The following is a 25,989-nucleotide window of genomic DNA, read 5'->3' as shown; positions in this document are numbered from 1 at the left end:
AGAGATATAATGGCTCCATTTTCAAATTATAGTTAAACATTATACGAACTCTCATAATCATAGTCTTTTAAATTCAGGAGCCATTATATTCTTTTTATCTCAAAACTAAGGTCAACAAGCCATACTTTCCCGATTGTTAATTATCAGCTTTTGTATATCTTTGATGCAAATAAAACAATGTATGATAATTAATAAATTAATATCGGATGCACTTGGCATAAAAGAGCATCAAATAGAGAAAACCGTTGCATTATTAACCGACGGGGCAACTATACCTTTCATAAGCCGATATCGTAAAGAAGTGACCGGCGGGCTCGATGAAGTTCAGATAGCTGCAATAAAAGAACAGCACGACAAAATTACCGAACTGCAAAAGCGAAAGGAAACAATACTCAAATCGATTGACGAACAAGAAAAGCTGACACCCGAACTTAGGGACAGAATAGAAGATTGTTGGAACTCGACCGAGCTGGAAGATATATACCTTCCATATAAGCCCAAACGCCAAACCCGTGCCGAAATAGCCCGTAAAAAAGGTCTGGAAGGCTTGGCAAAGCTTATTATGGCACAACAAAACATTGATGTAGAAGAAAAAGCACACAACTTTGTTAAAGGCGAGGTAGAAGATACAAAAGAAGCTATATCGGGAGCATGCGATATTATTGCCGAATGGGTAAGTGAAGATGAATATGCCCGAAACTCGATGCGTAACCTTTTCCAGCGCGAAGCAATTATAACATCGAAAGTTGTAAAAGGTAAAGAAACCGAGGGCGATAAATTCAGGGATTATTTCGACTTCTCGGAAAAATTGAGCCGATGCAGTTCGCACCGAATACTGGCAATACGAAGAGGCGAATCGGAAGGCTTTCTGAAAATAAGCATATCGCCTGATGATGAAGACGCTTTGGAGCGATTAGATAAACGTTTCGTAAAAGGTAACAACGAAGCTTCGGAATATGTAGCCGATGCCGTTAAGGATTCTTACAAACGTTTGCTAAAACCGTCTATCGAAACAGAATTCGCATCTCTTTCGAAAGAAAAAGCAGACGAAGAAGCTATTCGTGTTTTTGTGGAAAACCTACGCCAGCTACTATTAGCTGCGCCACTCGGACAAAAAAGGGTATTGGGCATAGACCCCGGATACCGCACAGGCTGCAAAGTTGTTTGTCTTGATGCACAAGGAAACTTACTACATAACGAAACCATTTATCCCCATCCTCCACAAAACGAATATACAAAAGCTGCAAGCAAAGTTTCGAAGCTTGTTACTACATACAATATAGATGCAATTGCCATCGGTAATGGAACTGCCAGCCGCGAAACAGAACACTTTATAACAAACATCCGTTACGAAAAAGAAGTACAGGTGTTTGTTGTAAGCGAAAACGGTGCATCTATCTATTCTGCATCAAAAGTTGCGCGTGAAGAATTTCCTGAATACGATGTAACTGTAAGAGGTGCTGTATCAATTGGTCGACGCTTAATGGATCCACTTGCCGAACTGGTAAAAATAGACCCTAAATCAATAGGCGTAGGGCAATATCAACACGATGTAGATCAGACTAAATTGAAAAAGTCGCTCGACTTAACTGTCGAAAGTTGTGTAAACCTTGTAGGTGTAAACGTGAATACAGCAAGTAAACACTTGCTTACCTATATATCGGGGCTTGGACCTACTTTAGCCCAAAACATTGTTGACTACAGAGCAAAAAACGGAGCATTTAAAACACGAAAACAACTGCTTAAAGTTCCACGAATGGGCGAAAAAGCTTTTGAACAATGTGCAGGCTTTTTACGGATAGCCGATGCTGAAAACCCGCTCGATAATTCGGCTGTACACCCCGAAAGTTACCACATTGTTGAAACAATGGCTAAAGATTTAAAATGCTCGGTTAAGGACTTAATCGAAAACAAAGAGTTGAAAAAGTCGCTCAATCTGCAAACATATATATCGCCGACTGTTGGTATGCCCACCCTAAACGACATTATGGACGAGTTAGACAAACCGGGACGTGACCCAAGAAAAGCCATAAAAATGTTCGAATTCGATCCCAATATCCGGACTATTGCCGATCTGCGTGAAGGAATGGTGCTTCCGGGCATAGTAACCAATATTACGAACTTCGGCTGTTTTGTAGACGTAGGAATCAAAGAAAACGGACTGGTACACGTATCAGAACTTGCCGACCGTTTTATTTCAGACCCTACCGAGGTGGTTTCGCTTCATCAACATGTACAGGTTAAGGTACTAAGTGTTGATACCGAACGAAAACGTGTTGCTCTTTCGATGAAAGGTTTGAGTTAATAGCTTACAATAATAGATGCAATTTACCGAAATAGTATTATTTTTGTAACCAATACTTTATTTTATATTACAAATTAATAAAAAAACAAACATTCTCTGTGCTCAAAGAGCAATAACCAATACAAAAAATGGAAAATAACAATTGGGAAACCGAAAAAAAGCAGGTCATAGACATTCTTTCGAAATATGTTGATTTCACAGTAGTTCCGTGCGGAAAAAATGCCCGCACAATATTAGATGTAGAAAAACGCGACCCTATGTATGGAGGCAGCGGTGTTGTATACATGCTTTCGTTGTTCGAAAAAGGAGAACTTGTAAACAACCGCATTGGCACTTATATGGTGTTACTGAATAAAGGAGATCAGGCAGGTTTTCATGAACATGATAGCCGTAAGGAACAGGAAATATATGTAATAGTTTCGGGAGAAGGAAAATACGAAGAAAAAATAGGTACAGAAGGTACACCCCGAACTCTTAATCTGAAAAAAGGTAATGTAACTACTACTCATGGCGAGTACTATCACGCAATCACTAATACAAGTGATGAGCCATTAATAATATTTGTAGTTACCACTTATCAACCCCAATAAAGATGAAAGATTTAAAAGCGTTAATTCGCAAAAACATATTGGCTATGAAACCATACTCGTCGGCTCGTGACGAGTTTAAGGGTGAGGCCTCTGTATTTCTGGATGCTAACGAAAATCCGTTAAATAATCCGTACAACCGCTACCCCGATCCATTACAATGGAAGCTGAAGGAAAAGGTTTCGGAAATTAAAGGCATTGCCCCCGAAAATATTTTTCTGGGCAATGGTAGCGATGAACCTATCGACTTGGTTATCCGTATTTTTTGTGAACCCAGAGTTGATAACATTGTAGCAATAGACCCTACTTACGGAATGTACTTTGTTTGTGCCGAAGTAAATGATATAGAATATCGCAAGGTATTACTAAACGACGATTTTTCGCTTGATGCTGATAAATTACTTGCTGCTACAGACAAAAATACGAAGATAATATTCCTTTGTTCTCCCAATAATCCCACAGGAAATTTATTAGATAAAACCGAAGTGTTGAAAGTAATCAATACCTTCGATGGCATTGTTGTTGTCGACGAAGCCTATATTGATTTCGCAACAGACAACAGTTTACTAACCGAATTGGATAAATATCCGAACCTGATTGTTTTACAAACATTCTCGAAAGCATGGGGCTTAGCTGCGGTAAGGTTAGGAATGGCCTTTGCTTCGACCGAAATTATAAGCTATTTTAATAAGGTGAAATATCCTTACAATGTAAATAAACTTACACAGGATTTTGTTTATGGCGAACTGGAAAAGTTGCAACAAAAAACCGAGTGGGTAGATATGCTTATAAGTCAGCGGGCACTTCTGCAACAGGAGTTAGCAAAGCTACCGTTTGTACAAAAAATATACCCTACCGATGCCAATTTTATTTTGGTAAAAGTTCCTGACGCAAACGATATGTACAAAAAGCTTGTAGATAAAGGTATCATTGTACGTAACCGTAATACAGTTTCGCTTTGTGGCGGGTGTTTACGTATAACTGTTGGCACAGGCAACGAAAATAAAAAGTTGCTAGAAGCATTACAGCTTATCGGCTAATTTTTTATCTATAATTAGAGGATTATAACTTAGCTGACAATAAGAAGCCGACGATAAATTAAACGAACGAAAAATCTGTAAGATTTGTCAGGTTTTGATCTACTGATACTCTACAAGGTGTTGTAGACAGGACTTAATTCTATATGGACAGAATAAGTATAAGAAATATCCTTTATATCGGATGCTAAGAAATAAGAGCAAAAAATATTTATCGGTAACAGCAAATATAAAAGAAAATAAAAACCGTCAGATTTGTCAGGTTTTGAGTTGAACATACATTACAAAGTATTGAAACGAAGATAAAATTCTACATTGGTAGAATAATTATTTTGTAAGCATATTTTTATAGAATGAAAAAAAGAGCATTATTCATAGACAGGGATGGAACAATAATAACAGAACCTCCTATTGATTTTCAAATAGACAGTCTTGAAAAACTGGAGTTTCTACCTAAAGTTATCCGTAACCTTTATTTTATAAAAAAGAATCTCGATTTCGAGTTTGTTATGGTTACCAATCAAGATGGCTTAGGAACAAGCTCTTTTCCCGAAGACACGTTTTGGCCTGCCCATAACAAAATGTTGAAAACATTGGAAAGCGAAGGAATAATGTTCGACGAAATATTGATAGACCGTTCTTTTCCCGAAGATAATGCACCTACACGCAAACCACGCACAGGCTTGTTAGGAAAATACATGTCTGCCGATTACGATTTAAAAAACTCATTTGTTATTGGCGACAGACTAACCGATGTTGAACTAGCTAAAAATTTAGGGAGTAAAGCCATATTTTTAAACGAAAGTTTAGATATACCGTCCGAACTGAAAGAATATTGTGTATTGCAAACTACAGATTGGGATAAAGTTTCTGAGTTTTTATTTGCAGGAGAACGCAAAGCCGAAGTTAAACGTACAACTAAAGAAACCGATATACACATAGCTGTAAATCTCGACGGAAAAGGTAAAACCGAAATATCGACAGGTTTAAGCTTTTTCGACCATATGCTCGACCAGATAGGCAAACATTCGGGTATGGATCTAACAATAAAAGTAAAAGGCGATCTTGAAGTAGACGAACATCATACAATCGAGGATACAGCTATTGCATTAGGCGAAGCTATTTCGAAAGCATTAGGCGACAAGCGGGGAATCGAACGATACGGATATGTATTACCGATGGACGATTGCTTGTGCTCGGTTGCTCTGGATTTCGGTGGACGTCCGTGGTTAGTATGGAATGCCGAATTTAAACGCGAAAAAGTGGGTGACATGCCTACCGAAATGTTTCTGCACTTCTTCAAATCGTTAAGTGATGCTGCCAAAATGAATTTAAACATCAAAGCAGAAGGAGAAAACGAACATCATAAGATTGAAGGAATATTCAAAGCTCTTGCCCGAGCTATAAAGATGGCCAAAAACAGAGATATATTCAATTACGAACTGCCCAGCACCAAAGGGAGCTTGTAAACATCTCTTAATTCGGTATGATTCACTACTTTAATCCGGGACACGAAACAGCTGTTCTCAATCAATCGAAATACTACATGGCTCCGGCTAATGTAGTCAGTATGCAAAAAGAACTAGCTTACCTCTGCGCATGGTATGCTAAGCCTGAAGATTATGTTTTGATTGAAAACGAATTATCGGAAGAGTTTACACATATCATTTGTCGGAATAATATTGATCTGCCTAGGCCCGTAACAATACAGAAAATATCGGAAAACAAAGAGTTATATACAAACCAAAAAATAAGCTTATGGGGCATATCTCCACAAGCCATTCATTTTTTCAGTACTCAGAAAGATGAGTATCAACTCAATTGGGATATCCCCGAATGGGACAATACTTTAGTTCGTTTAAGCAACCGCCAAACAGCAAAAGAATGTTTGGCCTACATAATAGCCAACAATACGAATATAAGTCCCGATATATTACCTCGTTTTTATCTATCGTTAGAAGAGATTGAATCCGAAGTCAATAATTCTAAGGTACAACTTCTGGCAAAAGCACCCTACTCGTCTTCGGGCAGAGGTTTATTATGGCTGCCCATCGGCGGGCTTACCCGAACCGAGCGGCAAATACTACACGGGCATATAAAAAAGCAAGGATCGGTTTCTGTTGAAAATGCTCTGGATAAAAAGATTGATTTTGCAATGGAATTTCGGTCCGACTTAGGAAATATCTATTTTGAGGGCTATTCGCTATTCGAAACAAACAATAAGGGAGCATATCTTGGAAATATACTGTTACCGCAAGAAAAAATAAGGCAGAAAATAACACAGTATATTGATGCTTCGTTACTCGAAGATGTTAAAGAGTTATTATCTCACTTTATACAAAAACATATAAGCCCTGTTTATGATGGCTATATTGGCGTAGATATGATGGTGTATCAACAAAACAACGAATATAAATTGCAACCCTGTTTAGAAATAAACGTACGCAACAATATGGGAATAGTAGCTTTGCATTTATGCCGCAATTTTATATCGGAACAATCGTCAGGAAAGTTTATGATAGACTTTAACCCTAAAGATGGAGCATTATTCCACGATCATAAATTAAAAAATAATGAGCACCCATTATCTGTAAACAATGGTAGGATAGAAAAAGGTTACCTTTCGTTATGCCCTGTCAGCGTAACAAGCCGATACCGTGCTTATATATGGATCGATAACAAAATGTAAAACATCAGCTATTTGTCATGGAGACTTTTTACCTGCATTTAAATAGTTTTAATGTCACATTTCTCTATTTTATTGTATAAAAAGTTAACTTTGCTTCATCTAAAATTATTTCAAAGATCTCTACTATATGAAAAATGAATTGAGACAGATAGGGCTACGTTTAAAAGGACTACGTGACGCTTTCGATCTGACGCCCGAAGAGTTTGCCGCTTCGTGCGAAATACCTATTAATGAATACTTACAATACGAAGCCGGAGAAAAAGATTTTTCGATCAGCCTCCTTAAGTCTATCGCATCTAAATACAATGTAGAGTTATCGGCTCTAATGTTCGACGACGAGCCTCGCATGAACAGTTATTTCATTACGCGAAAAGACAAGGGCTTAGCTATTGAACGTGTAAAAGAATATAACTACGAATCGTTAGCTGCAGGGTTTAACAACAAAAAAGCCGACATTTTTATGGTAACCGTTGAGGCAAAACCCGATACAACACCCATACATATCAGCACCCACGAGGGACAAGAGTTTAACATGGTTATGGAAGGTAGTATGCTGCTGAGGATTAACGGCAAAGACGTAATATTAAACACAGGAGACAGCATTTATTTCGATTCGAGTATGCCTCACGGAATGAAGGCTTTAGATAATAAAAGAGTTAGATTTTTGGCTGTAGTTTTTTGACAACCAACCACCTACATTAATAAAAGAACTATCAGAAAATGCTGGAAAAATTTGTTAGACAAACTGAATTTGTTTCTACAGAAGATTTTAAAGAAAACTTCCATGTAAATATACCCGACAACTTCAACTTCGCATACGATGTTGTTGACGAATGGGCTAAAATTAACCCAGATAAAAGGGCAATGTGTTGGTCGAACGACAAAGGCGAGTTTCGCAATTTCACGTTCGGAGAAATGAAAGAATATAGCGACAGGGCAGCTTCCTTTTTCCAATCTATCGGAATAAACAGAGGCGATAAAATGATGCTGGTTTTAAAACGTCGCTACGAATTCTGGTTTGCAGTATTAGGTCTTCATAAAATTGGAGCTATTGCCATACCTGCCACACACCTGCTCACTAAAAAAGACATTATTTACCGAAATAATGCAGCCGGAATAAAAGCCATACTTTGCACCGATGACAATATAGTTATCGAACATATAAACGAAGCATTACCCGAATCCCCTACAATTGAAAAATGTATCGTGTGTGGCGATAATGTTCCCGAAGGCTGGCTCGATTTTCGTAAAGGTATTGAAAAGGCCGAACCTTTTGTTCGTCCGGCAAGTGTAAATACTAACGAAGATATATTGCTTTTATACTTTACGTCGGGTACAACAGGAGAACCAAAGATGGTTATTCATAACTATGTATATCCGTTGGGGCATATTGTTACAGCCAAATATTGGCATAACCTTACTGAAGACAGTATTCATCTTACCCTTGCCGATACAGGCTGGGCAAAAGCTGTCTGGGGAAAACTATACGGACAGTGGATTGTTGGGGCATGTGTTGCCGTTCACGATCACGAAAAGTTCACACCCGATATGCTGTTACGTGTTTTGGAAAAACAAAAGATCACATCGTTTTGTGCCCCACCAACAGTATATAGGTTTATGATAAAAGAAGATCTTTCAAAATACGATCTTTCGGCTTTAAAATATTGTACAACAGCAGGCGAGGCTCTTAATCCGTCTGTGTTCAATGCATTCTATAAGGCCACTGGCATAAAAATGATGGAGGCTTTTGGGCAAACCGAAACTATGCCTACAATAATAACATTCCCTTGGCTCGAACCTAAACCCGGATCGATGGGTGTACCTAATCCGGTATACGATATGGATTTGATAACAGCTGACGGACGATCGGCTGAAGCCGGGGAGCAAGGCGAAGTTATTATCAAAACAGATAATGGCAAACCCCTTGGCTTGTTTATGGGATATTACCGCGACGAAGCTTTAACTAAGCAAGTATACTCTGACGATATTTATCATACAGGAGACGTTGCTTGGCGTGATGAAGACGGATACTATTGGTTTATTGGACGGCTCGATGATGTTATAAAAAGTTCGGGATACCGCATCGGCCCATTTGAAGTAGAAAGTGCTTTGATGACTCACCCTGCAGTTGTAGAATGTGCTGTAACAGGTGTTCCCGATCCCGAAGGTGTTAGAGGACAACTGGTAAAAGCCACTATCATATTAGCGAAGGAATATCAGGGTAAAGAATCTGACGAGCTTAAAAAGGAAATACAGGATCATGTAAAGAAAGTTACGGCTCCGTACAAATATCCTCGTATCATCGAATTTGTTACCGAACTACCCAAAACAATAAGCGGGAAGATTAAACGGGCACAGATCAGAAAAAAAGACAATTAAAGAATACTGACAAACAAAAACAGGCTTTCTGATACTCAGAAAGCCTGTTTCATTTAGATTTAAAAGGTTATTTATATGGAGTTGGTGATCTTTATTTTTTCCAGACTTTTTCCATCTCTTCCAAAGTCTTCCCTTTTGTTTCGGGTACCATCTTCCAAACAAACAATGCCGAAAGTACAGCCATTATACCATAGAATGCATAAGTCATACCTCCGCTAAATTCCATCATAGCCGGATAAGTAGATGATATAAAGTAATTTGCAGCCCACTGAGCCGCTACTGCAATAGCAACAGCCTGTCCTCTTATCTTATTCGGGAATATTTCCGAAATAAGCACCCAGCAGATAGGTCCCCAAGACATCATAAATGATGCAGTATAAATAATGATAAACACAAGTGTGCTCATCCCTATTATATTATTAAATGCTAATGCCGACACAGCGAACATACCTATTGCCATACCTATAGAACCGGTGATAAGCAGAGGTTTACGTCCCCATTTATCTACCGTAAGTATAGCAACAACAGTAAACACAACATTTACAAGCCCCATTACTATTGTTTGTAACATCGAAGCATCTTTTGCAGCACCCATACTTTCAAATATACGAGGAGCATAATACAAAGCAACATTGATACCTACAAACTGTTGGAATACCGATAGTAATATACCTACAATAATAACAACCTTACCATACGAGAATAGCTTAGCTTTGGTGTTACCTCCGGTAAGTGTTGCCTTTATTTCGTTAAGAATATCTGTAGCCTTTTCTTTTGACCCGTTAATTTTCTCCAGAATAGACAGTGCTTTCTCGTTCTTATTTGTCAAAGCCAGATAGCGGGGTGTTTCGGGTACAAGAAATAACAATGTACCAAATAAGAATGCAGGAATAGCTTCCGAGGCAAACATATAACGCCAGCCAATATCGTTTATCCATTCTATAGCCTGTCCGTTAGCTATACCCCAGTTCACAAAATATACAACCAACATTCCAAATATGATAGCAAACTGGTTGAACGAGACTAAACGCCCGCGTATATTAGCAGGAGCAATTTCTCCTATATACATCGGACATACGGCCGATGCCAATCCAACACCGATTCCTCCTATTATACGATATATATTAAATACGAAAAGCAGCCCCATTGTAGGCTCTCCTTTTGTAAAGAATAAGAATTCAGGGCAAGCTGAGCCTAATGCCGATAAGAAGAATAAGAGAGCAGCAAGCTGTAAAGACCTTTTTCTTCCCAAACGAGAAGACAATAGTCCGGATAAGGCTCCCCCAATAATACATCCAATCAGCGCACTCGATACAGTGGCACCATGGGCAAAGGCACTCAGGTTGAGAGGATCGATAAGGTATGCTTGTATCGACTTTTCTGCGCCCGATATAACAGCTGTATCGTATCCGAATAACAGCCCTCCGAGGGTAGCTACAAGCGTAATACCAAATATGTAGAATTTATTTGTTTCGTTTTTCATTGGTCAGTTTTAATTAGAAGTTAGCAAATAACAGGCTACAGTTAATATAGCCTGTTATTTCTATATAATATCAATTAGATATACATATTAACAATAGCTTCAAACAATTCTTGTTTACCGCTTATTTGTTTAGGCTCTCCAACTTTATGAGCAATAGTGCGTAAATCCTCTAGAGTAAGTTTTCCGTCTTCAAATGCTTTTCCGTCACCATTGTCGAAAGAAGCATAACGCTCTTTACGTAATTTGTTATAGTCCGAATTTTGAAGAATATCAGCTGCTATAAGCAAACCACGGGCAAACACGTCCATTCCTGAAATATGAGCAATGAAAAGATCATCCATATCTGTGGAGTTACGGCGTATTTTTGCATCGAAGTTAACACCTCCGTTACCAACACCTCCGGTAGGAAGCATCACTAACCAAGCCTGAGCTAAATCATATAGGTCGATAGGGAATTGATCTGTATCCCATCCGTTTTGATAATCGCCACGGTTAGCATCAATACTACCCAACATTCCGGCATCAACAGCCGTTTGCAATTCGTGTTCGAATGTATGCCCTGCCAATGTAGCGTGATTAACCTCTATGTTTACTTTAAAATCTTTATCCAGTCCGTAATTACGAAGGAAACCTATTACTGTTTCTGTATCGAAATCATACTGATGCTTAGTTGGTTCCATTGGTTTTGGCTCAATAAGGAACGTTCCTGTAAACCCATTTTTACGAGCATAATCGCGAGCCATGGTCAACATTTGAGCTAAATGATCTTTTTCGCGCTTCATATCTGTGTTTAAAAGGCTCATATACCCTTCGCGACCACCCCAGAATACATAATTAGCACCACCAAGGGCAATTGTAGCATCAATTGCATTTTTTATCTGTGTACCGGCACAAGCAACAGCATTAAAATCAGGATTTGTTGCAGCACCATTCATATAACGTTCGTGTCCAAAAACATTTGCAGTACCCCAAAGCAACTTGATACCCGATGCTGCTTGTTTTTCCTTAGCATATTCAACAATAGTTTGAAGATTCTTTTCATATTCAGTCCAAGAAGCACCGAAGTCTACTAAATCAACATCATGGAAACAGTAATAATTGAATCCCATTTTTGTCATAAACTCGAAACCTGCATCCATTTTATACTTCGCACGGCTTATAGCATCATTTCCTATATTCCATGGATGATGAATTGTTCCTCCACCAAACGGATCGCCTCCATCAGCACACAAAGTATGCCACCAAGCCATAGCAAAGCGCATCCAGTCTTTCATGGATTTTCCCATTACTATTTTATTCTCATCATAAAAACGGAATGCTAATGGGTTTTTACTGTCTTTTCCTTCGAATTTAATTTTTCCTATCCCTGGGAAAAATTCTTTTGATCCTTTCAAAATTTCCATTGTTCTTTATTTTTAATAAGTAATTATTCATTTACAATATCTTTCCATCTCTGATACGCTTCCCTATACTGCTCTGTATACTTAAGATCGGGCTCAATTACAGCCAACTTTTCAAGCGAAACAAAGGCTTCTTGAGGTGTTGAGTAAACGCCAATACCAATACCTGCTCCTTTAGCTGCACCAGCAGCACCATCGGTGTTATATAATTCAATTGTTGCGCCACTTATGTCTGCTAATGTTTGACTGAAAATAGGACTAAGAAACATATTAGCATAGCCAGCCTTTATTGTATGAATATTCAGACCCATTTCTTTCATTATTTCCATGCCGTATTCGTACGAAAACACAATACCTTCTTGTGCTGCTCGTAACAAATCGTTCTTACTATGAGTATTAAAGTTAATACCATGTATAGAGCAATTCACTTCACGATTTTCCAGAATACGTTCCGCACCGTTTCCGAATGGAACAATAGTAACTCCATTTGAACCTATAGATGATTTTGTAGCAAGATCATTCATATCGTTATAACCAAGCCCTTCAAGAGCTAGGTTACGCTTCAACCACGAATTTAAAATACCTGTGCCATTTATACACAACAATACTCCTAGCCGTTTTTGCTCAACCGTATGATTCACATGTGCAAATATGTTTACGCGAGACAAACGGTCGAAACACAATTGATCGGCCACACCATATACAACTCCTGAAGTTCCTGCATTAGAAGCAATCTCCCCCGGATTGAAAACATTTAAAGACATCGCATTATTTGGCTGATCGCCTGCCCTGTACGAAATGGGAGTTCCTTCTTTTAACCCTAATTCTTTTGCTGCGCTAGCCGACACTTGTCCTTGTAATCCAAAACCGGGTTTAACATCCGGAAAAAAACTTTTTGGTATATCAAAATAGCTTAAAACATCTTCAGACAAGCTATTTGATTCGAAATCCCAGAAAATGCCTTCCGATAATCCTTCAACAGTAGTTACAATATCTCCTGTTAGCTTCATCCCGATATAATCTCCGGGAAGCATTAGTTTATCTATTTTTTCGTAAACGTGAGGTTCATTCTCCTTAACCCAAGCCAGTTTCGAGGCTGTAAAATTTCCGGGCGAATTAAGTAAACGCGACAAGCATTTCCCCTCTCCTATGGTTTTAAAGGCCTTCTCGCCATACGATACAGCACGGCTATCGCACCAAATAATAGATGGACGTAGAACATTCTTATCTTTATCGACAATAACCAGCCCATGCATTTGCCATGTTATACCAATGGCTTTGATATCCAGGCTGTTTACACCTGACTTTTTCATTACCGATTCATGAGCCAATTTAAGATTCTCCCACCACATTTCGGGTTCTTGTTCGGCCCATCCGGGTTTCACCGCTGTTATCTTCATCTCTTGCTTCGGAAAAAAATCCGATGCAACCGTTTTTCCTGTGCTCGCCTCTACTAAACACACTTTTACAGACGAACTACCTATATCATAACCTAGTAAATACATATTTATCTTTTATCGATTATATATTAGTTTTCCTTTTATTATATATTATCTTATCGAACTTATAGTAGCGTGCTGCCCTATGCGAAACGCCTGTCTGTCTCTCTTCCAAAGGTTGTACATAATCCATAGTTGCTACTTTTTTATGGAAATTACGAATATCAAGCGGCTTGTTATATATAGCCTCATACAGCCTATGCAATTGGCTTATCGTAAATTTGTTAGGGAGCAAATCGAAAACAATTGCCGGATCATGTTCAATCCAACGTCTGATTTCCAACAACGATTCATTCAGTATCTGGTTATGATCGAATGGCATTTCGGGAATCAGATTCAGTGGACACCACTCTGTTGAACGGTATTTCGATACATTATTCAACTTTCGGTCAATTTTGCATAACGACAAATATGCAACTGTTACCAACCTGTTTATATTAGGTTCATATTCTTTGTTCAACCATTTTATATCATCCGGATTATTAGCTCTGTCGGGTGAAGCAAAGCAACGAAATTGTCGTAGCCTAACCTTTTTTATACCTGTCAATTCAAACAATACCCTGTTTGCTGCATCATCAACATCTTCTTCGTTATAAATTAAGCTACCGGGTAGTTTTTGTATCTTTTTTTCCCCGTCAACTGCATCCCGTTTCACCAGTAATATATTGAGCTGATTATCGTCAAATCCAAATATTACACAATCGACCGAAAGATATGTTTGTATGAAGTTTGTTTTCATATCTAGGTATTAGTATTACATCTTTATATCGTAAAGCAAATATATACTCATTACCTGAATAAAACAAGTAATAGTCATCAAAAAAATACATAAATATTTGACTATCAATAAATTACTAATCTTCCAATATACAATAAGCACCCTTACCTTATTGTAGCACATACATTTATATACATCTCATAATAAGCAGGTTACAATTGTCATTAAAAGAGCCTGAACCTTACTTATTTTTACAATAAGACAGACAAAAAAAGGACACAAGCCACAGGCCTGCATCCTTTATCTTTTATGTATGTTAACTATAAGTTTATGCTTCTTCTGTATCTATAACCCTCCACGAAAGAGCAGCTAAAGCAGCACCCAAAAATGGAGCTACAATAAACAACCATAACTGAGATAACGCTTCACCTCCCTGAAATATAGCAGGTCCGATACTACGAGCCGGATTTACCGATGTTCCTGTAATTGGAATACATACTATGTGTATAAGAACCAACGAAAGCCCGATTGCCAACCCTGCAAAATTACCGGCACCACCTTTAGATGTAGTTCCCAAAACCACCAAAACAAAGATAAATGTAAACACAAGTTCAGCAATAAAAGCCTGTGTCATATACCCTTCGGTAAAACTATTAGAACCTGTGGCAGTAGGTCCGGCATGCGATCCTGTCGAAACCAGCGCATATAATACGGCAGAACCAATTACTGCACCTATCACTTGGAAAATCATATACATTCCTGCATCTTTTGCCGACATACGTTTCGATAAAAACACGCCTAATGTTATAGCCGGATTAATATGACATCCCGATATTTTACCAATGGTATAAGCCATAGCTACAACAGCCAAGCCAAAAGCCAAGGCAACACCTAATGTTCCGACTCCAGCACCAACAGTTCCGGCAATACTTCCTGCAAAAACAGCACTACCACACCCCATAAGAACAAGGACCATAGTCCCTAACATTTCCGCAATGTACTTTTTCATTCTAGTTTTAATTTAGTTAAATTAATATTTAATCTGTTTATTCAATAAACAATCAATCTATCTCTTTAGTTTGCGCGCCGAAAGATAATAATTATTTATTTTAACTTTGTATCTATATGAGAAAAATTATCCATATAGATATGGATGCCTTTTACGCCTCTATTGAACAACGCGACAATAAAGAACTGAGAGGAAAACCAATTGCTGTTGGCTATTCGGGCAATCGTGGTGTTGTTGCAGCAGCCAGCTACGAAGCCCGTCGATATGGTATCAAGTCGGCTATGGCTTCAAAAACGGCATTACGAAAATGCCCGCACCTCATATTCGTACCTGCCCGATTCGATATATATCGGTCTGTTTCGTCACAGATAATGGATATATTTCACGAGTATACAGATATAGTTGAACCTCTCTCTCTTGACGAGGCTTTTTTAGATGTTACCGAGAACTTAAAAAACATAGCTTCGGCCACACAAATAGCAAAAGAAATAAAGGCTCGTATATTTGAAGAAACAGCGCTGATAGCATCGGCAGGTGTATCATTCAACAAATTTCTTGCTAAAATAGCATCAGACTACAATAAACCTAACGGACTGTTTGTTATAAAACCCAAGATCGCAGAATCTTTTATAGAGCAACTTCCTATCGAACAATTTTTTGGTGTCGGAAAGGTTACAGCCAAAACCATGCACCAATTAGGTATAAAGACAGGATGGGACTTAAAACAAAAGAGCGAAGAAATGCTGGTTAATATATTCGGCAAAGCCGGACACATGTACTATCAGAACGCCCGAGCAATAGATAATCGTTTAGTAAACCCAAACAGGATACGCAAATCTATTGGCGCCGAAATGACCTTCGACCACGACATTGATTCGTTCGACGAATTATATGCCGAAATGAAGGATGTAGCCGCAGATGTCATTAACAGAATATCGCGCCGATCATTTGAAGGCCGAACCGTTACATTAAAGATAAAATACGCCGACTTTAAAGTTATAACCCGAAGCAAGACCTTAAATGCTCCGATCAAAGACATTGATACATTAATGCTTATAGGCGATGAACTTTTAAGAATGGTAGACATTTCGCCCACAGTTCGTTTATTGGGACTAAGTATAAAAAACAGCGACTCCGATATATGGAGGGACGCAATACAATTGGAAATCGATTTTAAAGATTAAACCGATAACTATACACGTTGGCATACAGCCTTTACTTTCCTCCCGCAAAAGACTCTAACAACATATTGATATTCGAAGTAAACAGGCTTATTGCTATTGCCATAAGTATAATACCAAAAAACTTACGCATAACATAAACTCCGCTTACACCCACAAGACGTTTTACAAATCCCAAGTTTTTGAGAACAAAAAACACAACAATCATATTAAGGAAAAGCGCAATAACTATATTCTCGACATCGTACCCCGCACGCATCGAAAGCAGAGCTGTAAATGTACCCGGTCCGGTAATAAGAGGAAAAACAACGGGCACAAGCGTAGAAGAGCCACCGGGAGCATCATTTTTAAATACTTCTATTCCAAATATCATTTCTATCGAAATAATGAAGATTACCAATGCACCTGCCACGGCAAACGATTCGACATCCACATTAAATAATTTGAGAATCCACTCCCCTACAAATAAAAATACAATGAATATACAAAACGAATAAATAGCCGCCTGTTTTGAGTTAATATCTTTTCCTTCGGTTTTAAATTTCAGAAATATAGGAACCGATCCTAAAACATCGATAAGGGCAAACAGAACGACAAAAAGACTTGCTATTTGAGTTATATCTATATTCATAAGTATATATTTATAAAAATACTGTTACGCAAAAATAGTTCTTTAAGCTATATTTTTCTTATTTACAAATATGTTTAATAGCCTACTTTGGTTTAAGGAGCCAAACGTTCAATAATCCAATTTCCGTTCTTATATAGATATTGGACTCTATCGTGTAATCGGTTAGAACGACCTTGCCAAAACTCAAACAGGTAAGGTTTGACAATATATCCACCCCAATTTTGAGGACGGGGAATTTCAGTGTTTTCGAACCTGCGTTCAAATTCTTCAACCTTATCGTCAATACTTTTTCTGGTATCTATTACCTGACTTTGAGCCGACACCCAGGCTCCTATCTGGCTATCTCTTGGACGAAGGCTAAAATAATAATCCGAATCTTTGGGCAATATTTTTTCGGCAAAACCTTCTATTCTTATTTGTCGTTCAAGGTCGAGCCACACAAAATTTAATGCACAAAAAGGATTAATTTCAATATCCTTTGCCTTATGGCTTTCGTAATTTGTGAAAAAGGCAAAACCTTCTGCTGAAAACTGCTTCAGTAATACAACTCTCGACGATGGTTTCCCTTCGCCCGATACAGTTGACAATACCATTGCATTAACCTCTTTCACATTATTGTTTACTGCATCGTAAAACCACCGTTCGAATTGCTTAACCGGATCGGTATCGACACAATGTTCGTCAAGCATATCCAAATTAAACTCTTCCCTCATATCAAAAATTTCAGCCATAAATTATCCTTTCTTCATTTTACCACAATGATATAACGGATAAAGACGGCTTTTGTTTAAAGATAAAAGCCGTATCAGATTTCTGATACGGCTTTCTATATTAAATAAGAATATGTTATCCTTAATTATTCAGCATTTAAAGTAAAACGTTTGAATGCTGTTACAGTCAAATCTTTATCGTGTTGTGCAAGATATTGAGCAACTGTTTGTTTTGGGTTTTTAATAAACTCTTGTTGAAGCAAAGTAAACTCTTTGTAGAATTTAGTTAATGCACCTTCAGCAATTCTGTCAATAAGATTTTCAGGTTTGCCTGCTTCACGAGCTTTTTCTTTAGCGATAGACATTTCACGCTCTTTAATTTCTTCCGATACTTCTTCGGCAACTAAAGCAACAGGATTCATCGCTGCAATTTGCATAGCAACATCTTTAGCTACTTGCTCATCAACTCCGGTTTTGTTGAAACCTACTATAGTAGCAAGTTTGTTGCCAGGGTGAACATAAGCAATAACAGAAGGCGCTGTAATTTGCGCATAAATACCTATTTCCATTTTTTCGCCTGTAACACCCATTCTGTCTGTTACAAGATCTGCAATACTGCGTCCGTCTACTTCAATAGCATTAAGTGCGTCTAAGTCAGCAGGTTTATTTGCAACAGCTGTGTTAAGTATCTTTTTAGTAAGATCAACAAACTCAGCATTCATAGCAACGAAGTCTGTTTCGCATTTCAAAGCTACAATAGTAGCAAAATCTCCGTTTGTTGCAGCTAAAACACAACCTTCCGAAGCCTCACGATCGCCACGTTTTGCAGCAAAAGCCTGACCTTTTTTACGAATTATTTCGATAGCTTTTTCAAAATCTCCTTCTGCTTCAGTTAAAGCAGCTTTACAGTCCATCATACCCGCACCAGTTCTTTTACGAAGGTTTTGGATATCTGCCATACTAATTGCCATATCTTTATATTTTTATTTGTTTAAAATCAGTTTGGTTTTTAATAAAAAATGACCAAGAAATAAGTACTAAGAAGACACCTCAGTACTCAGTTCTTAGTCAAAATATACTATAACTTATTCTTCGTCTTCTTTGTTTGCAAATTTACTTGCAACAGCAGCATTTATAGCTTCTTCATCTTCTTTTGCTACTCTTTCTTTTCTAGCTCCGGCTTTAGCTTTACGCTCTTTGCGTGGCGCATCGTCGTCCTGAGCTTCTGCAGCAGCAGAATCAGCTTTTTCTACTTTTCTTTCGTCAAGACCTTCTTTAATAGACACACACATGTGGTTGATGATTAACTCAACCGATTTTGCAGCGTCATCATTTGCAGGTATTACGAAATCGATATTCGAAGGGTCTGAATTTGTATCTATCATTCCGAATACAGGTATACCTAAACGGTTAGCTTCTTTTACTGCGATGTGTTCTTTCATAACATCAACAACAAACAAAGCCGAAGGCAGACGTGTAAGGTCTTGAATAGAACCTAAGTTCTTTTCAAGTTTAGCACGCTGACGTGTAACCTGTAATCTTTCTCTTTTTGATAATGTATCAAATGTTCCGTCTTTAACCATTTTGTCGATAGTCGACATTTTTTTGATGGCTTTACGGATTGTTGGGAAGTTTGTTAACATTCCACCCGGCCAACGTTCGATAACATAAGGCATGTTTACCGATTGAGCCAAGTCTGCAACAATTTGCTTAGCTTGTTTTTTTGTTGCAACAAACAATATTTTTTTGCCCGATTTTGCTATTTGTTTCAAAGCAGCAGCAGCTTCATCTGCTTTTGCTATTGTTTTATAGAGGTCGATGATATGAATACCATTTCTCTCCATGAAAATGTAAGGAGCCATTGCAGGGTTCCACTTTCTTTTCAAGTGTCCGAAGTGCACACCTGCATCTAATAATTGGTCAAATTCTAATTTAGCCATTTTTGTTTTTAATTATTCGTTTACTTTCTTTTTCTGAAATTGAATTGTCGGGTAGCTCGTTAAAATTCTGCGACGTCCCGCCAATTTAGATACTAAACAAAACTCAGTGAACAGTTAACAAACTGTATACTGCCCTTTTGTTAACGTTTCGAGAATTGGAATCTTTTTCTTGCCTTTGGTTGTCCTGGTTTTTTACGTTCAACAACACGTGGGTCGCGAGTCATAAATCCTTCGGCTCTCAAAGCTGGTTTGTCCTCTGGGTTTATTTTTACCAAAGCACGAGCGATACCTAAACGTGCAGCTTCTGACTGACCTTTGTATCCACCACCTTTAAGGTTGATTTTAATATCATAATTCTCAGCAACTCCTAATTTATTAAGAGGTTGTTTAACAACATACTGAAGAATAGATGAAGGGAAGTATGTCTCTAGATCGCGCTTGTTGATAACGATTTTACCAGTACCTTCGCTCACGTATACACGAGCAACGGCAGCTTTACGTCTTCCTATTGTGTTTATTACTTCCATTGTAATTATTTAATAGCGTTAATATCTAATGATTTTGGTTCTTGTGCCTGATGAGGATGCTCAGTACCAGCATATACATAAAGATTTTTCAAAAGAGCTGCACCAAGACGATTTTTTGGCAACATACCTTTTACAACTTTAAGCATTAAACGATCTGCTCCTTTTTCAAGTAATCTTGCTGGAGTCATTTCGCGTTGTCCTCCCGGATAACCTGTATATCTTAAATATACACGATCGTTCCATTTATTTCCTGTAAGAACAACTTTTTCGGCATTGATAATAATTACATTGTCGCCACAATCTACGTGTGGAGTGTAATTTGGTTTATATTTCCCTCTCAGGATTTTAGCCACTTTAGAGGCTAAGCGACCCAAAGTCTGACCAGTTGCATCAATCACAACCCATTCTTTGTTTACTGTTGCTTTGTTAGCAGAAATGGTCTTAAAACTTAAAGTATCCACTTTCTTAATGTTTTTAATTAGTTAATGACTTTTGTTTGGCAATAAACACGACTGTTGCTTGCTAAGGGCACATGTATACAAATAACATGCTGATTGCCAAAACCTTACATTTATTCTTTTAATAATCGGCTCGCAAAGATACGTTTTTTCAATGAATTAGCAAAAATATACCACCCAAAATCTCATTTTTTTCAAAACTAAATTGCATTGTATCAATTAAAAAAAATAGCGGCCACACTTATTCTATCAAAACAGAATACCTACTCTGTTTTAAAACTGTAAAAAGTATATTCACTGAAAAACCTGACAAATCTGACGGTTTTATTACTATTTTCTGTTTGTTGGAATAAAAACATTATGCCCAATATTTTCTGTTTCGAACATATATAATTTACCATCTACTTTATTTACATCTTTTCTACCAACATAGAATTACGCATTGGTTTAAGTATCATATAACGCATATTTTCAAAAAAGCTGACAGACCTGACAGTTTTTTCGCATATTTCAAATACGATAAATCTACATCCTTGATGGTTAGATACTATTCCTTTATACATAGATAAAAAGACACCTGATAATTATTTTTAAATCGACTTTTTAGACAACTCTAAAACGCTATCAACTCCTATTTCGTCAATAAAATACTGATCGTGCGAAACAACAAGTAATGTTCCCTTATATCCTTTTATAGCAGATGTTACAATCTCCAGACTTTGTATATCAAGATTATTTGTAGGCTCGTCAAGAATTATCATGTCCGGAGTATTATTGTCGACAATCAGACTGCAAAAAATTAGCTTCATCTTCTCTCCCCCACTTAACTTACTGCATGGTTTATTCCATGTGTCGGATGGAAATAAAAAACGATGAAGAAGTGTTTTCACTTCATGCTCTAATAGTTTTCTTGTATTAAATTTCTGAACCTGTTCAAAAACTGTCAGGTTATTATCAATTATCGAATATTCCTGATCGAGATACAAACTCTTAAATTCGGCTCTTTCCAAACTGCCCTCGGATGGAGGAATAACACCAAGTATTAGCTTTATAAGTGTAGTTTTTCCCGAACCATTTTCTCCCCTGACTACAATTTTATCGCCTGAACTAATTACAAAGTCGAAAGGCTTTTGCCATAAATTTTCCGAAGCATATCTGAAATTTATTTCACGAGCCGAAACCAGTATCTTTCCTGTGTGTAACTGCGAATTTCCAAATCCCAACTGAAGCTCTTGAGTTACCGAAAGATCTCCTCTTATTTGAGTGAGCTCTGTTCTTAATTTTTCAATTTTATCGGCGTGCACATCTTTTAATTTTGCCCCCGACTGTTCTGCTCTGTTCCTTATGGTATTCATCATAATACGGGCAACACCTTCTTTTTCTTTCTTTTTTGCTCCTTTCGAATCTTGTTTTTGTTTTCGTTCTATTGCTTCCCGTGCTATTTTATTAGCTTTTCGCAAAGCCTTCTCTTTCTCATCTTGCTGAGCTTTTAATGCATCCAGCTTCCCTTCTTTTTGCTCCTTATAAAAGTCGTAATTTCCACCGAATACCTCTATGCCATTCTGCCCCAATTCGCATGTTAAATTCAACCGATTTAGTAAAACCCGATCGTGACTTACTATAATAAAAGTTCCATTGTATGCTTCCACAAATTTATATAGTTGTTGGCGGGAATCCCAATCAAGATGATTTGTGGGTTCATCCAAAAGTACTATTTCGGGGTTGTGTAATTTTATTCCGGTCAAAAACACTTTTGTTTTCTCGCCGCCACTCAGTTCATCCAATCGCTGGTATAAATCTATGTTATGCAATCCCCAATAATCAAGAGCAGCCAAAGCCTTCTCTTCTATATCCCAATCATCGTCTAATACTGTAAAATTCTCAAGCGAAGCATCACCACCTATTATAGCCTGTAAGGCTTTTAATTTAACATCTATACCAAGAGCTTGAGCTACTGTTTTTTCATTAAATTGACCAAAGTGCTGTGGTATATAGTAAGGATCTGACGAAACTATAACTTCGCCCATTGTTGGTTGTAATACTCCACTTATTATTTGCAGAAGGGTTGATTTTCCCGCCCCGTTATTACCTACTAAACCAATTTTATTTCCATTGTTTACATTCAGGTTTATATTTTGAAATAATAACTCTCTGTCGGGATGTATATATGTTAAATCTTTTAGTATAATACTCATACTAATTTATGCTATAATGTTAAACGAAAAAAAATGAACACGCGAACCCTAAACACTCATCAGGAAGAAGATTGCTTAAAGCGATTAAACAGCATTAAGAAAGCTGTTCTGTTACTGAAATTAAAATTACATGATTTCTAAGTATTAACTCAAACACACAAAATAAAGAAGGCTTTGCGTTTGAGCAAATTGATAATTTATTTAACCATAATGTTTGTCCAATCCTGTTGGACTTCATGATGGCTCGTAACCACCAGTTTTTACTTAGACACTTTCATTGGAGTATTTTTTCGTTTATACTGCTGCAAAGATATATACTTTAATGTAATAAAACAAGTTAAATTCGCCTATTATCAACACTTTCCGTCCGATAATTAAGAACAAAGGGATGTATTTATTAATACATCCCTCTCTTTTAATTTATATCATATCCCTATTTTTCCCTATGAAAAAGACTCCCGCTTGCCTGTGCTTTAGGCATTACCAATACATCCTGAATATCAACATGATCGGGAGCCGATATAGCAAAGTAAACAGCATCGGCAACATCTTCGGCCGTTAACGGCGTCATTCCATCGTATACCCTATCGGCCCTGTCGTGATCGCCTTTAAAGCGGACAAGAGAAAATTCGGTTTCGGCAAAACCGGGAGCAACAAGAGTAGTTTTTATCCCATATTGAAGCATATCGATACGCATTGCCTGCGATAAAGCAGCTACCGCATGCTTTGTTGCACAATACACATTTCCGTTCGGGTATACTTCGCGCCCGGCAATTGATCCTATATTTATTATATGTCCCGATTTGCGTTCAACCATAACAGGCGAAACAAGACGTGTAACGTAAAGTAAACCTTTTATATTGGTATCAATCATCCGCTCCCAATCGTCTATTTCTCCCTTATGTATAGGATTAAGCCCAACAGCCAATCCCGCATTATTTATAAGGATATCAATATTTTTCCATTCTGACGGTAAGTGCCCCAAATTCTTCTCTACTTCCTCGTAGCAACGAACGTCAAAACTCAAAGGTAAAACACTTATTCCATTATCCTTTTCAAGCTGATTTTTAAGTTCGTCTAAACGCTCAGCCCTACGTCCTGTTATTATCAGATTAAAACCTTCTTTTGCCAAGCGTTCGGCAATAGCTTTCCCGAATCCGGCTGTTGCTCCTGTTATTAATGCAATTTTTCTCATTATATTCTAAATATTTTTTTCGATTTATCCCATTCTTCTTTAAAAATCAGTTTAGAGAGTTTTACTATTTCATTTAATTGCTCTTCAATCGCAGCTCTATTATCTGATTTTAAATTGTTCTTTTCATGCAAATACTGTTCTATTTTATCAATGCATTTTTCAATTTGCTGATGTTTATCTTCCTTTGCATTTAAATAAAGTAATACCCTACAACTTAATCTATTAATCAAATTGGCAGATTCCACATAAGAAGAATAATGTTTATCTATAATCATATCAATTTCTTCTTTTTTTACCCCTAGACATTTCTCTCTCATATTAGTTATAATCATTGCACAATTAATGACTTCTGCTGAATACTCACTTAATGCACATCTAAGGTTTTCAATCCAAGTTATCCTTGCACTAGATATTACATTCGACTTTACCTGATATAAAGCAATCAAAGCAGCCACTAAAGCTAACAATATTGTTATAACATTAGTTATTAATTGGTTGTCACTATCTGGATTTGCATTGAAAGTTATCGAATGATTAACTTGAGCAATTGTGTCTTTCAACACAACTATGTGGTCTGAGATTAAAGTATCCTTCATAAACGAGTTTTTTTCAAAGGTACCCTTTTTAACTAAAAGATAAAATAATACCTAAAACTTTTAAATATAAAGTTCACCATCCGAAAACACGGGTTTACACACTGCCCCCGAAATCTTATTTTTTAACAATCTATATTTGAACAACAGAAACGAGATTGTATAACTAAAACATAAGATTATGAAACGTTTATTTTTTATTTTCATTGCAACAATTTTCATCTTTGCAAATACACATGCACAACCCAAAGTTGTGGATAAGGTTTATACACATAAAAACCTGAGTATATTTTTACTTGAAGGTGAAGATCTTATCAACAAAAGTTTTATGACACTGGAAGAAGCCATGAAGCAAAATAAAATAGCACTACACGAAACCGGAAACGTTAACGAATTAAGTATAGATAACAAATCGGATGCTTATATATTTATTATGGCCGGCGATATTGTAAAAGGAGGAAAACAAGACCGCACAATAGGCGAAGACGTAGTTCTAAAACCTTGGGCAAAAAAAGTCCCTTTAAAATCGTTTTGCGTAGAACAAAGCCGATGGAGACAACGAGGCGCAGAAAATGTGAGTCAGTTTTCGGCATCGACACAAGTTTTAAGCGACAAAAAGATAAAAATAGCAGCACGATCGAGTAAAAACCAATCGGCTGTGTGGAAAGAAGTAAATGAATTTCAGGAAAACGCAAGCAAAAATGTAAATAAGAATGTAAAAAGCAGCGTTTCGGCTACAAGCTTGCAGTTAACACTCGAAGATAAAGACCTGAAAGCCCTTACCATTGAATACATGAATGCTCTTAAACCTGCTTTAGAAGGAAGAAAGAACATTACAGGAATAGCCTTCTGTATAAACGGAAAAATATCGACTATCGAATGGTTTGGAAATTCGGCCTTATTCGATAAACTAAAAATAAAGCTTCTGGAGTCGGCCGCAAACGAAGCGATCTCGAATTATGATAAAAATAAATTAACATCTTCTGATATCGAAACATTTATAAAAAAAGCTATCGACGAAAACTCAAACCTATCGAAAAGCGAAATTGAAGCATTCATAAAAAATGCACTTAAAAGTTCTACAATTACAGCTTCTGACATTGCCAGCTTTATAAAAAAAGCTAAGAGTAAAGAATTTACGAGTAGTGGTAATAAATCGGATATGATTGAAAAACAATATAAAACTGACAATAGTATAATGTTTGAATCGTTTAACGCAAAAATAAGCGAGCAACACCCCATACATGTAAGCATTTACTCGACCGAAGGTGTAGCACAGGAAGTAACTCCCATTCAGATAAACCGCAGCCCGTATATAAACAGGATAAGATAGCCTTCTATTGATATCTAAAAAAGAAGCAAAGGTGTCTGACTTTTTCAGACACCTTTGTTTTTTGTTATATAGTGGGCCGATATAAATATTCTATGCCTGTTTTAATGAGAAGACTGTAGT

The 25,989-nt window shown here is 37.3% G+C and carries 23 protein-coding genes; 9 read left to right on the top strand and 14 right to left on the bottom strand.

Going from position 1 to position 25,989, the window contains the following annotated elements; translation table 11 throughout:
* Positions 1–181 precede the first annotated feature (181 nt).
* The 7 genes from D0T53_RS10085 to D0T53_RS10055 all read left to right on the top strand — a co-directional run bounded on the left by D0T53_RS10085 (position 182) and on the right by D0T53_RS10055 (position 8,997).
* Positions 182–2,305, top strand: a complete 2,124-nt coding sequence (locus D0T53_RS10085) for a Tex family protein (RefSeq protein WP_163267493.1) — start codon at positions 182–184, stop codon at positions 2,303–2,305.
* 128 nt (positions 2,306–2,433) lie between these two features.
* Positions 2,434–2,895: a cupin domain-containing protein gene (locus D0T53_RS10080; RefSeq protein WP_163267491.1), complete on the top strand. Its 462-nt coding sequence runs from the start codon at positions 2,434–2,436 to the stop codon at positions 2,893–2,895.
* Positions 2,896–2,897: 2 nt separating this feature from the next.
* The gene (gene hisC, locus D0T53_RS10075; protein WP_163267489.1) at positions 2,898–3,932 is read left to right on the top strand and encodes a histidinol-phosphate transaminase; all 1,035 of its coding nucleotides are present in this window, start codon (positions 2,898–2,900) and stop codon (positions 3,930–3,932) included.
* Between the two features lie 350 nt (positions 3,933–4,282).
* On the top strand, positions 4,283–5,398 hold the full coding sequence (hisB, locus tag D0T53_RS10070) for a bifunctional histidinol-phosphatase/imidazoleglycerol-phosphate dehydratase HisB (protein WP_163267487.1): 1,116 nt from the start codon (positions 4,283–4,285) through the stop codon (positions 5,396–5,398).
* Between the two features lie 17 nt (positions 5,399–5,415).
* Positions 5,416–6,618: a hypothetical protein gene (locus D0T53_RS10065; RefSeq protein WP_163267485.1), complete on the top strand. Its 1,203-nt coding sequence runs from the start codon at positions 5,416–5,418 to the stop codon at positions 6,616–6,618.
* A 127-nt stretch (positions 6,619–6,745) separates the two neighbouring features.
* On the top strand, positions 6,746–7,300 hold the full coding sequence (locus tag D0T53_RS10060) for a helix-turn-helix domain-containing protein (RefSeq protein WP_163267483.1): 555 nt from the start codon (positions 6,746–6,748) through the stop codon (positions 7,298–7,300).
* Between the two features lie 38 nt (positions 7,301–7,338).
* The gene (locus D0T53_RS10055; protein WP_163267481.1) at positions 7,339–8,997 is read left to right on the top strand and encodes an AMP-binding protein; all 1,659 of its coding nucleotides are present in this window, start codon (positions 7,339–7,341) and stop codon (positions 8,995–8,997) included.
* 91 nt (positions 8,998–9,088) lie between these two features.
* Here D0T53_RS10055 and xylE read toward each other — a convergent pair whose 3' ends face one another.
* The 5 genes from xylE to D0T53_RS10030 all read right to left on the bottom strand — a co-directional run bounded on the left by xylE (position 9,089) and on the right by D0T53_RS10030 (position 15,106).
* On the bottom strand, positions 9,089–10,480 hold the full coding sequence (gene xylE, locus D0T53_RS10050) for a D-xylose transporter XylE (protein WP_163267479.1): 1,392 nt from the start codon (positions 10,478–10,480) through the stop codon (positions 9,089–9,091).
* A gap of 74 nt (positions 10,481–10,554) precedes the next feature.
* The gene (gene xylA, locus D0T53_RS10045) at positions 10,555–11,883 is read right to left on the bottom strand and encodes a xylose isomerase (RefSeq protein WP_163267477.1); all 1,329 of its coding nucleotides are present in this window, start codon (positions 11,881–11,883) and stop codon (positions 10,555–10,557) included.
* Between the two features lie 23 nt (positions 11,884–11,906).
* Entirely contained in the window at positions 11,907–13,385 is a 1,479-nt protein-coding gene (locus tag D0T53_RS10040) for a xylulokinase (RefSeq protein WP_163267475.1), read from the bottom strand.
* A gap of 16 nt (positions 13,386–13,401) precedes the next feature.
* Positions 13,402–14,118, bottom strand: a complete 717-nt coding sequence (locus tag D0T53_RS10035) for an NUDIX domain-containing protein (protein WP_163267473.1) — start codon at positions 14,116–14,118, stop codon at positions 13,402–13,404.
* 307 nt (positions 14,119–14,425) lie between these two features.
* Positions 14,426–15,106 (bottom strand): MIP family channel protein, encoded by a 681-nt coding sequence (locus D0T53_RS10030; RefSeq protein ID WP_163267471.1) that lies wholly within the window; start codon positions 15,104–15,106, stop codon positions 14,426–14,428.
* A 110-nt stretch (positions 15,107–15,216) separates the two neighbouring features.
* Between D0T53_RS10030 and dinB the strand changes: the two genes are divergently transcribed.
* Complete coding sequence (dinB, locus tag D0T53_RS10025; protein WP_163267515.1) at positions 15,217–16,290, top strand: DNA polymerase IV; 1,074 nt, start codon at positions 15,217–15,219, stop codon at positions 16,288–16,290.
* Positions 16,291–16,321: 31 nt separating this feature from the next.
* Here dinB and D0T53_RS10020 read toward each other — a convergent pair whose 3' ends face one another.
* The 9 genes from D0T53_RS10020 to D0T53_RS09980 form a co-directional block, all read right to left on the bottom strand.
* Positions 16,322–16,918 carry a MarC family protein gene (locus tag D0T53_RS10020; RefSeq protein ID WP_185152990.1) on the bottom strand — a complete coding sequence of 199 codons (597 nt, stop codon included), beginning with the start codon at positions 16,916–16,918 and terminating at the stop codon, positions 16,322–16,324.
* 92 nt (positions 16,919–17,010) lie between these two features.
* Positions 17,011–17,649, bottom strand: a complete 639-nt coding sequence (gene pdxH / locus D0T53_RS10015) for a pyridoxamine 5'-phosphate oxidase (RefSeq protein WP_163267469.1) — start codon at positions 17,647–17,649, stop codon at positions 17,011–17,013.
* Between the two features lie 125 nt (positions 17,650–17,774).
* Positions 17,775–18,599 (bottom strand): translation elongation factor Ts, encoded by an 825-nt coding sequence (gene tsf / locus D0T53_RS10010; RefSeq protein ID WP_163267467.1) that lies wholly within the window; start codon positions 18,597–18,599, stop codon positions 17,775–17,777.
* Positions 18,600–18,713: 114 nt separating this feature from the next.
* Positions 18,714–19,568 (bottom strand): 30S ribosomal protein S2, encoded by an 855-nt coding sequence (gene rpsB / locus D0T53_RS10005; protein WP_163267465.1) that lies wholly within the window; start codon positions 19,566–19,568, stop codon positions 18,714–18,716.
* A 140-nt stretch (positions 19,569–19,708) separates the two neighbouring features.
* The gene (gene rpsI / locus D0T53_RS10000; protein ID WP_163267464.1) at positions 19,709–20,095 is read right to left on the bottom strand and encodes a 30S ribosomal protein S9; all 387 of its coding nucleotides are present in this window, start codon (positions 20,093–20,095) and stop codon (positions 19,709–19,711) included.
* Between the two features lie 5 nt (positions 20,096–20,100).
* A complete protein-coding gene (gene rplM, locus D0T53_RS09995; RefSeq protein ID WP_163267462.1) occupies positions 20,101–20,556 on the bottom strand; it encodes a 50S ribosomal protein L13 in 456 nt (151 codons plus the stop codon).
* Positions 20,557–21,143: 587 nt separating this feature from the next.
* A complete protein-coding gene (gene abc-f / locus D0T53_RS09990) occupies positions 21,144–22,748 on the bottom strand; it encodes a ribosomal protection-like ABC-F family protein (RefSeq protein ID WP_163267460.1) in 1,605 nt (534 codons plus the stop codon).
* Between the two features lie 433 nt (positions 22,749–23,181).
* Complete coding sequence (locus D0T53_RS09985) at positions 23,182–23,943, bottom strand: SDR family oxidoreductase (protein WP_163267458.1); 762 nt, start codon at positions 23,941–23,943, stop codon at positions 23,182–23,184.
* A complete protein-coding gene (locus tag D0T53_RS09980; protein ID WP_163267456.1) occupies positions 23,943–24,539 on the bottom strand; it encodes a hypothetical protein in 597 nt (198 codons plus the stop codon). The genes D0T53_RS09985 and D0T53_RS09980 overlap by 1 nt, the downstream gene beginning before the upstream one ends.
* A 178-nt stretch (positions 24,540–24,717) precedes the next feature.
* On the opposite strand from D0T53_RS09980, the gene D0T53_RS09975 reads away from it, so the two are divergent.
* Positions 24,718–25,869, top strand: coding sequence for an ARPP-1 family domain-containing protein (locus D0T53_RS09975; RefSeq protein WP_163267454.1), 1,152 nt, complete (start codon positions 24,718–24,720; stop codon positions 25,867–25,869).
* Positions 25,870–25,989 lie beyond the last annotated feature (120 nt).

This window comes from Dysgonomonas sp. 216 (genome assembly GCF_010501065.1).
Classification (GTDB): domain Bacteria; phylum Bacteroidota; class Bacteroidia; order Bacteroidales; family Dysgonomonadaceae; genus QVMM01.
Note: the sequence above shows the minus strand (reverse complement) of the source record. Positions and strands in the feature narration are given on the sequence as shown.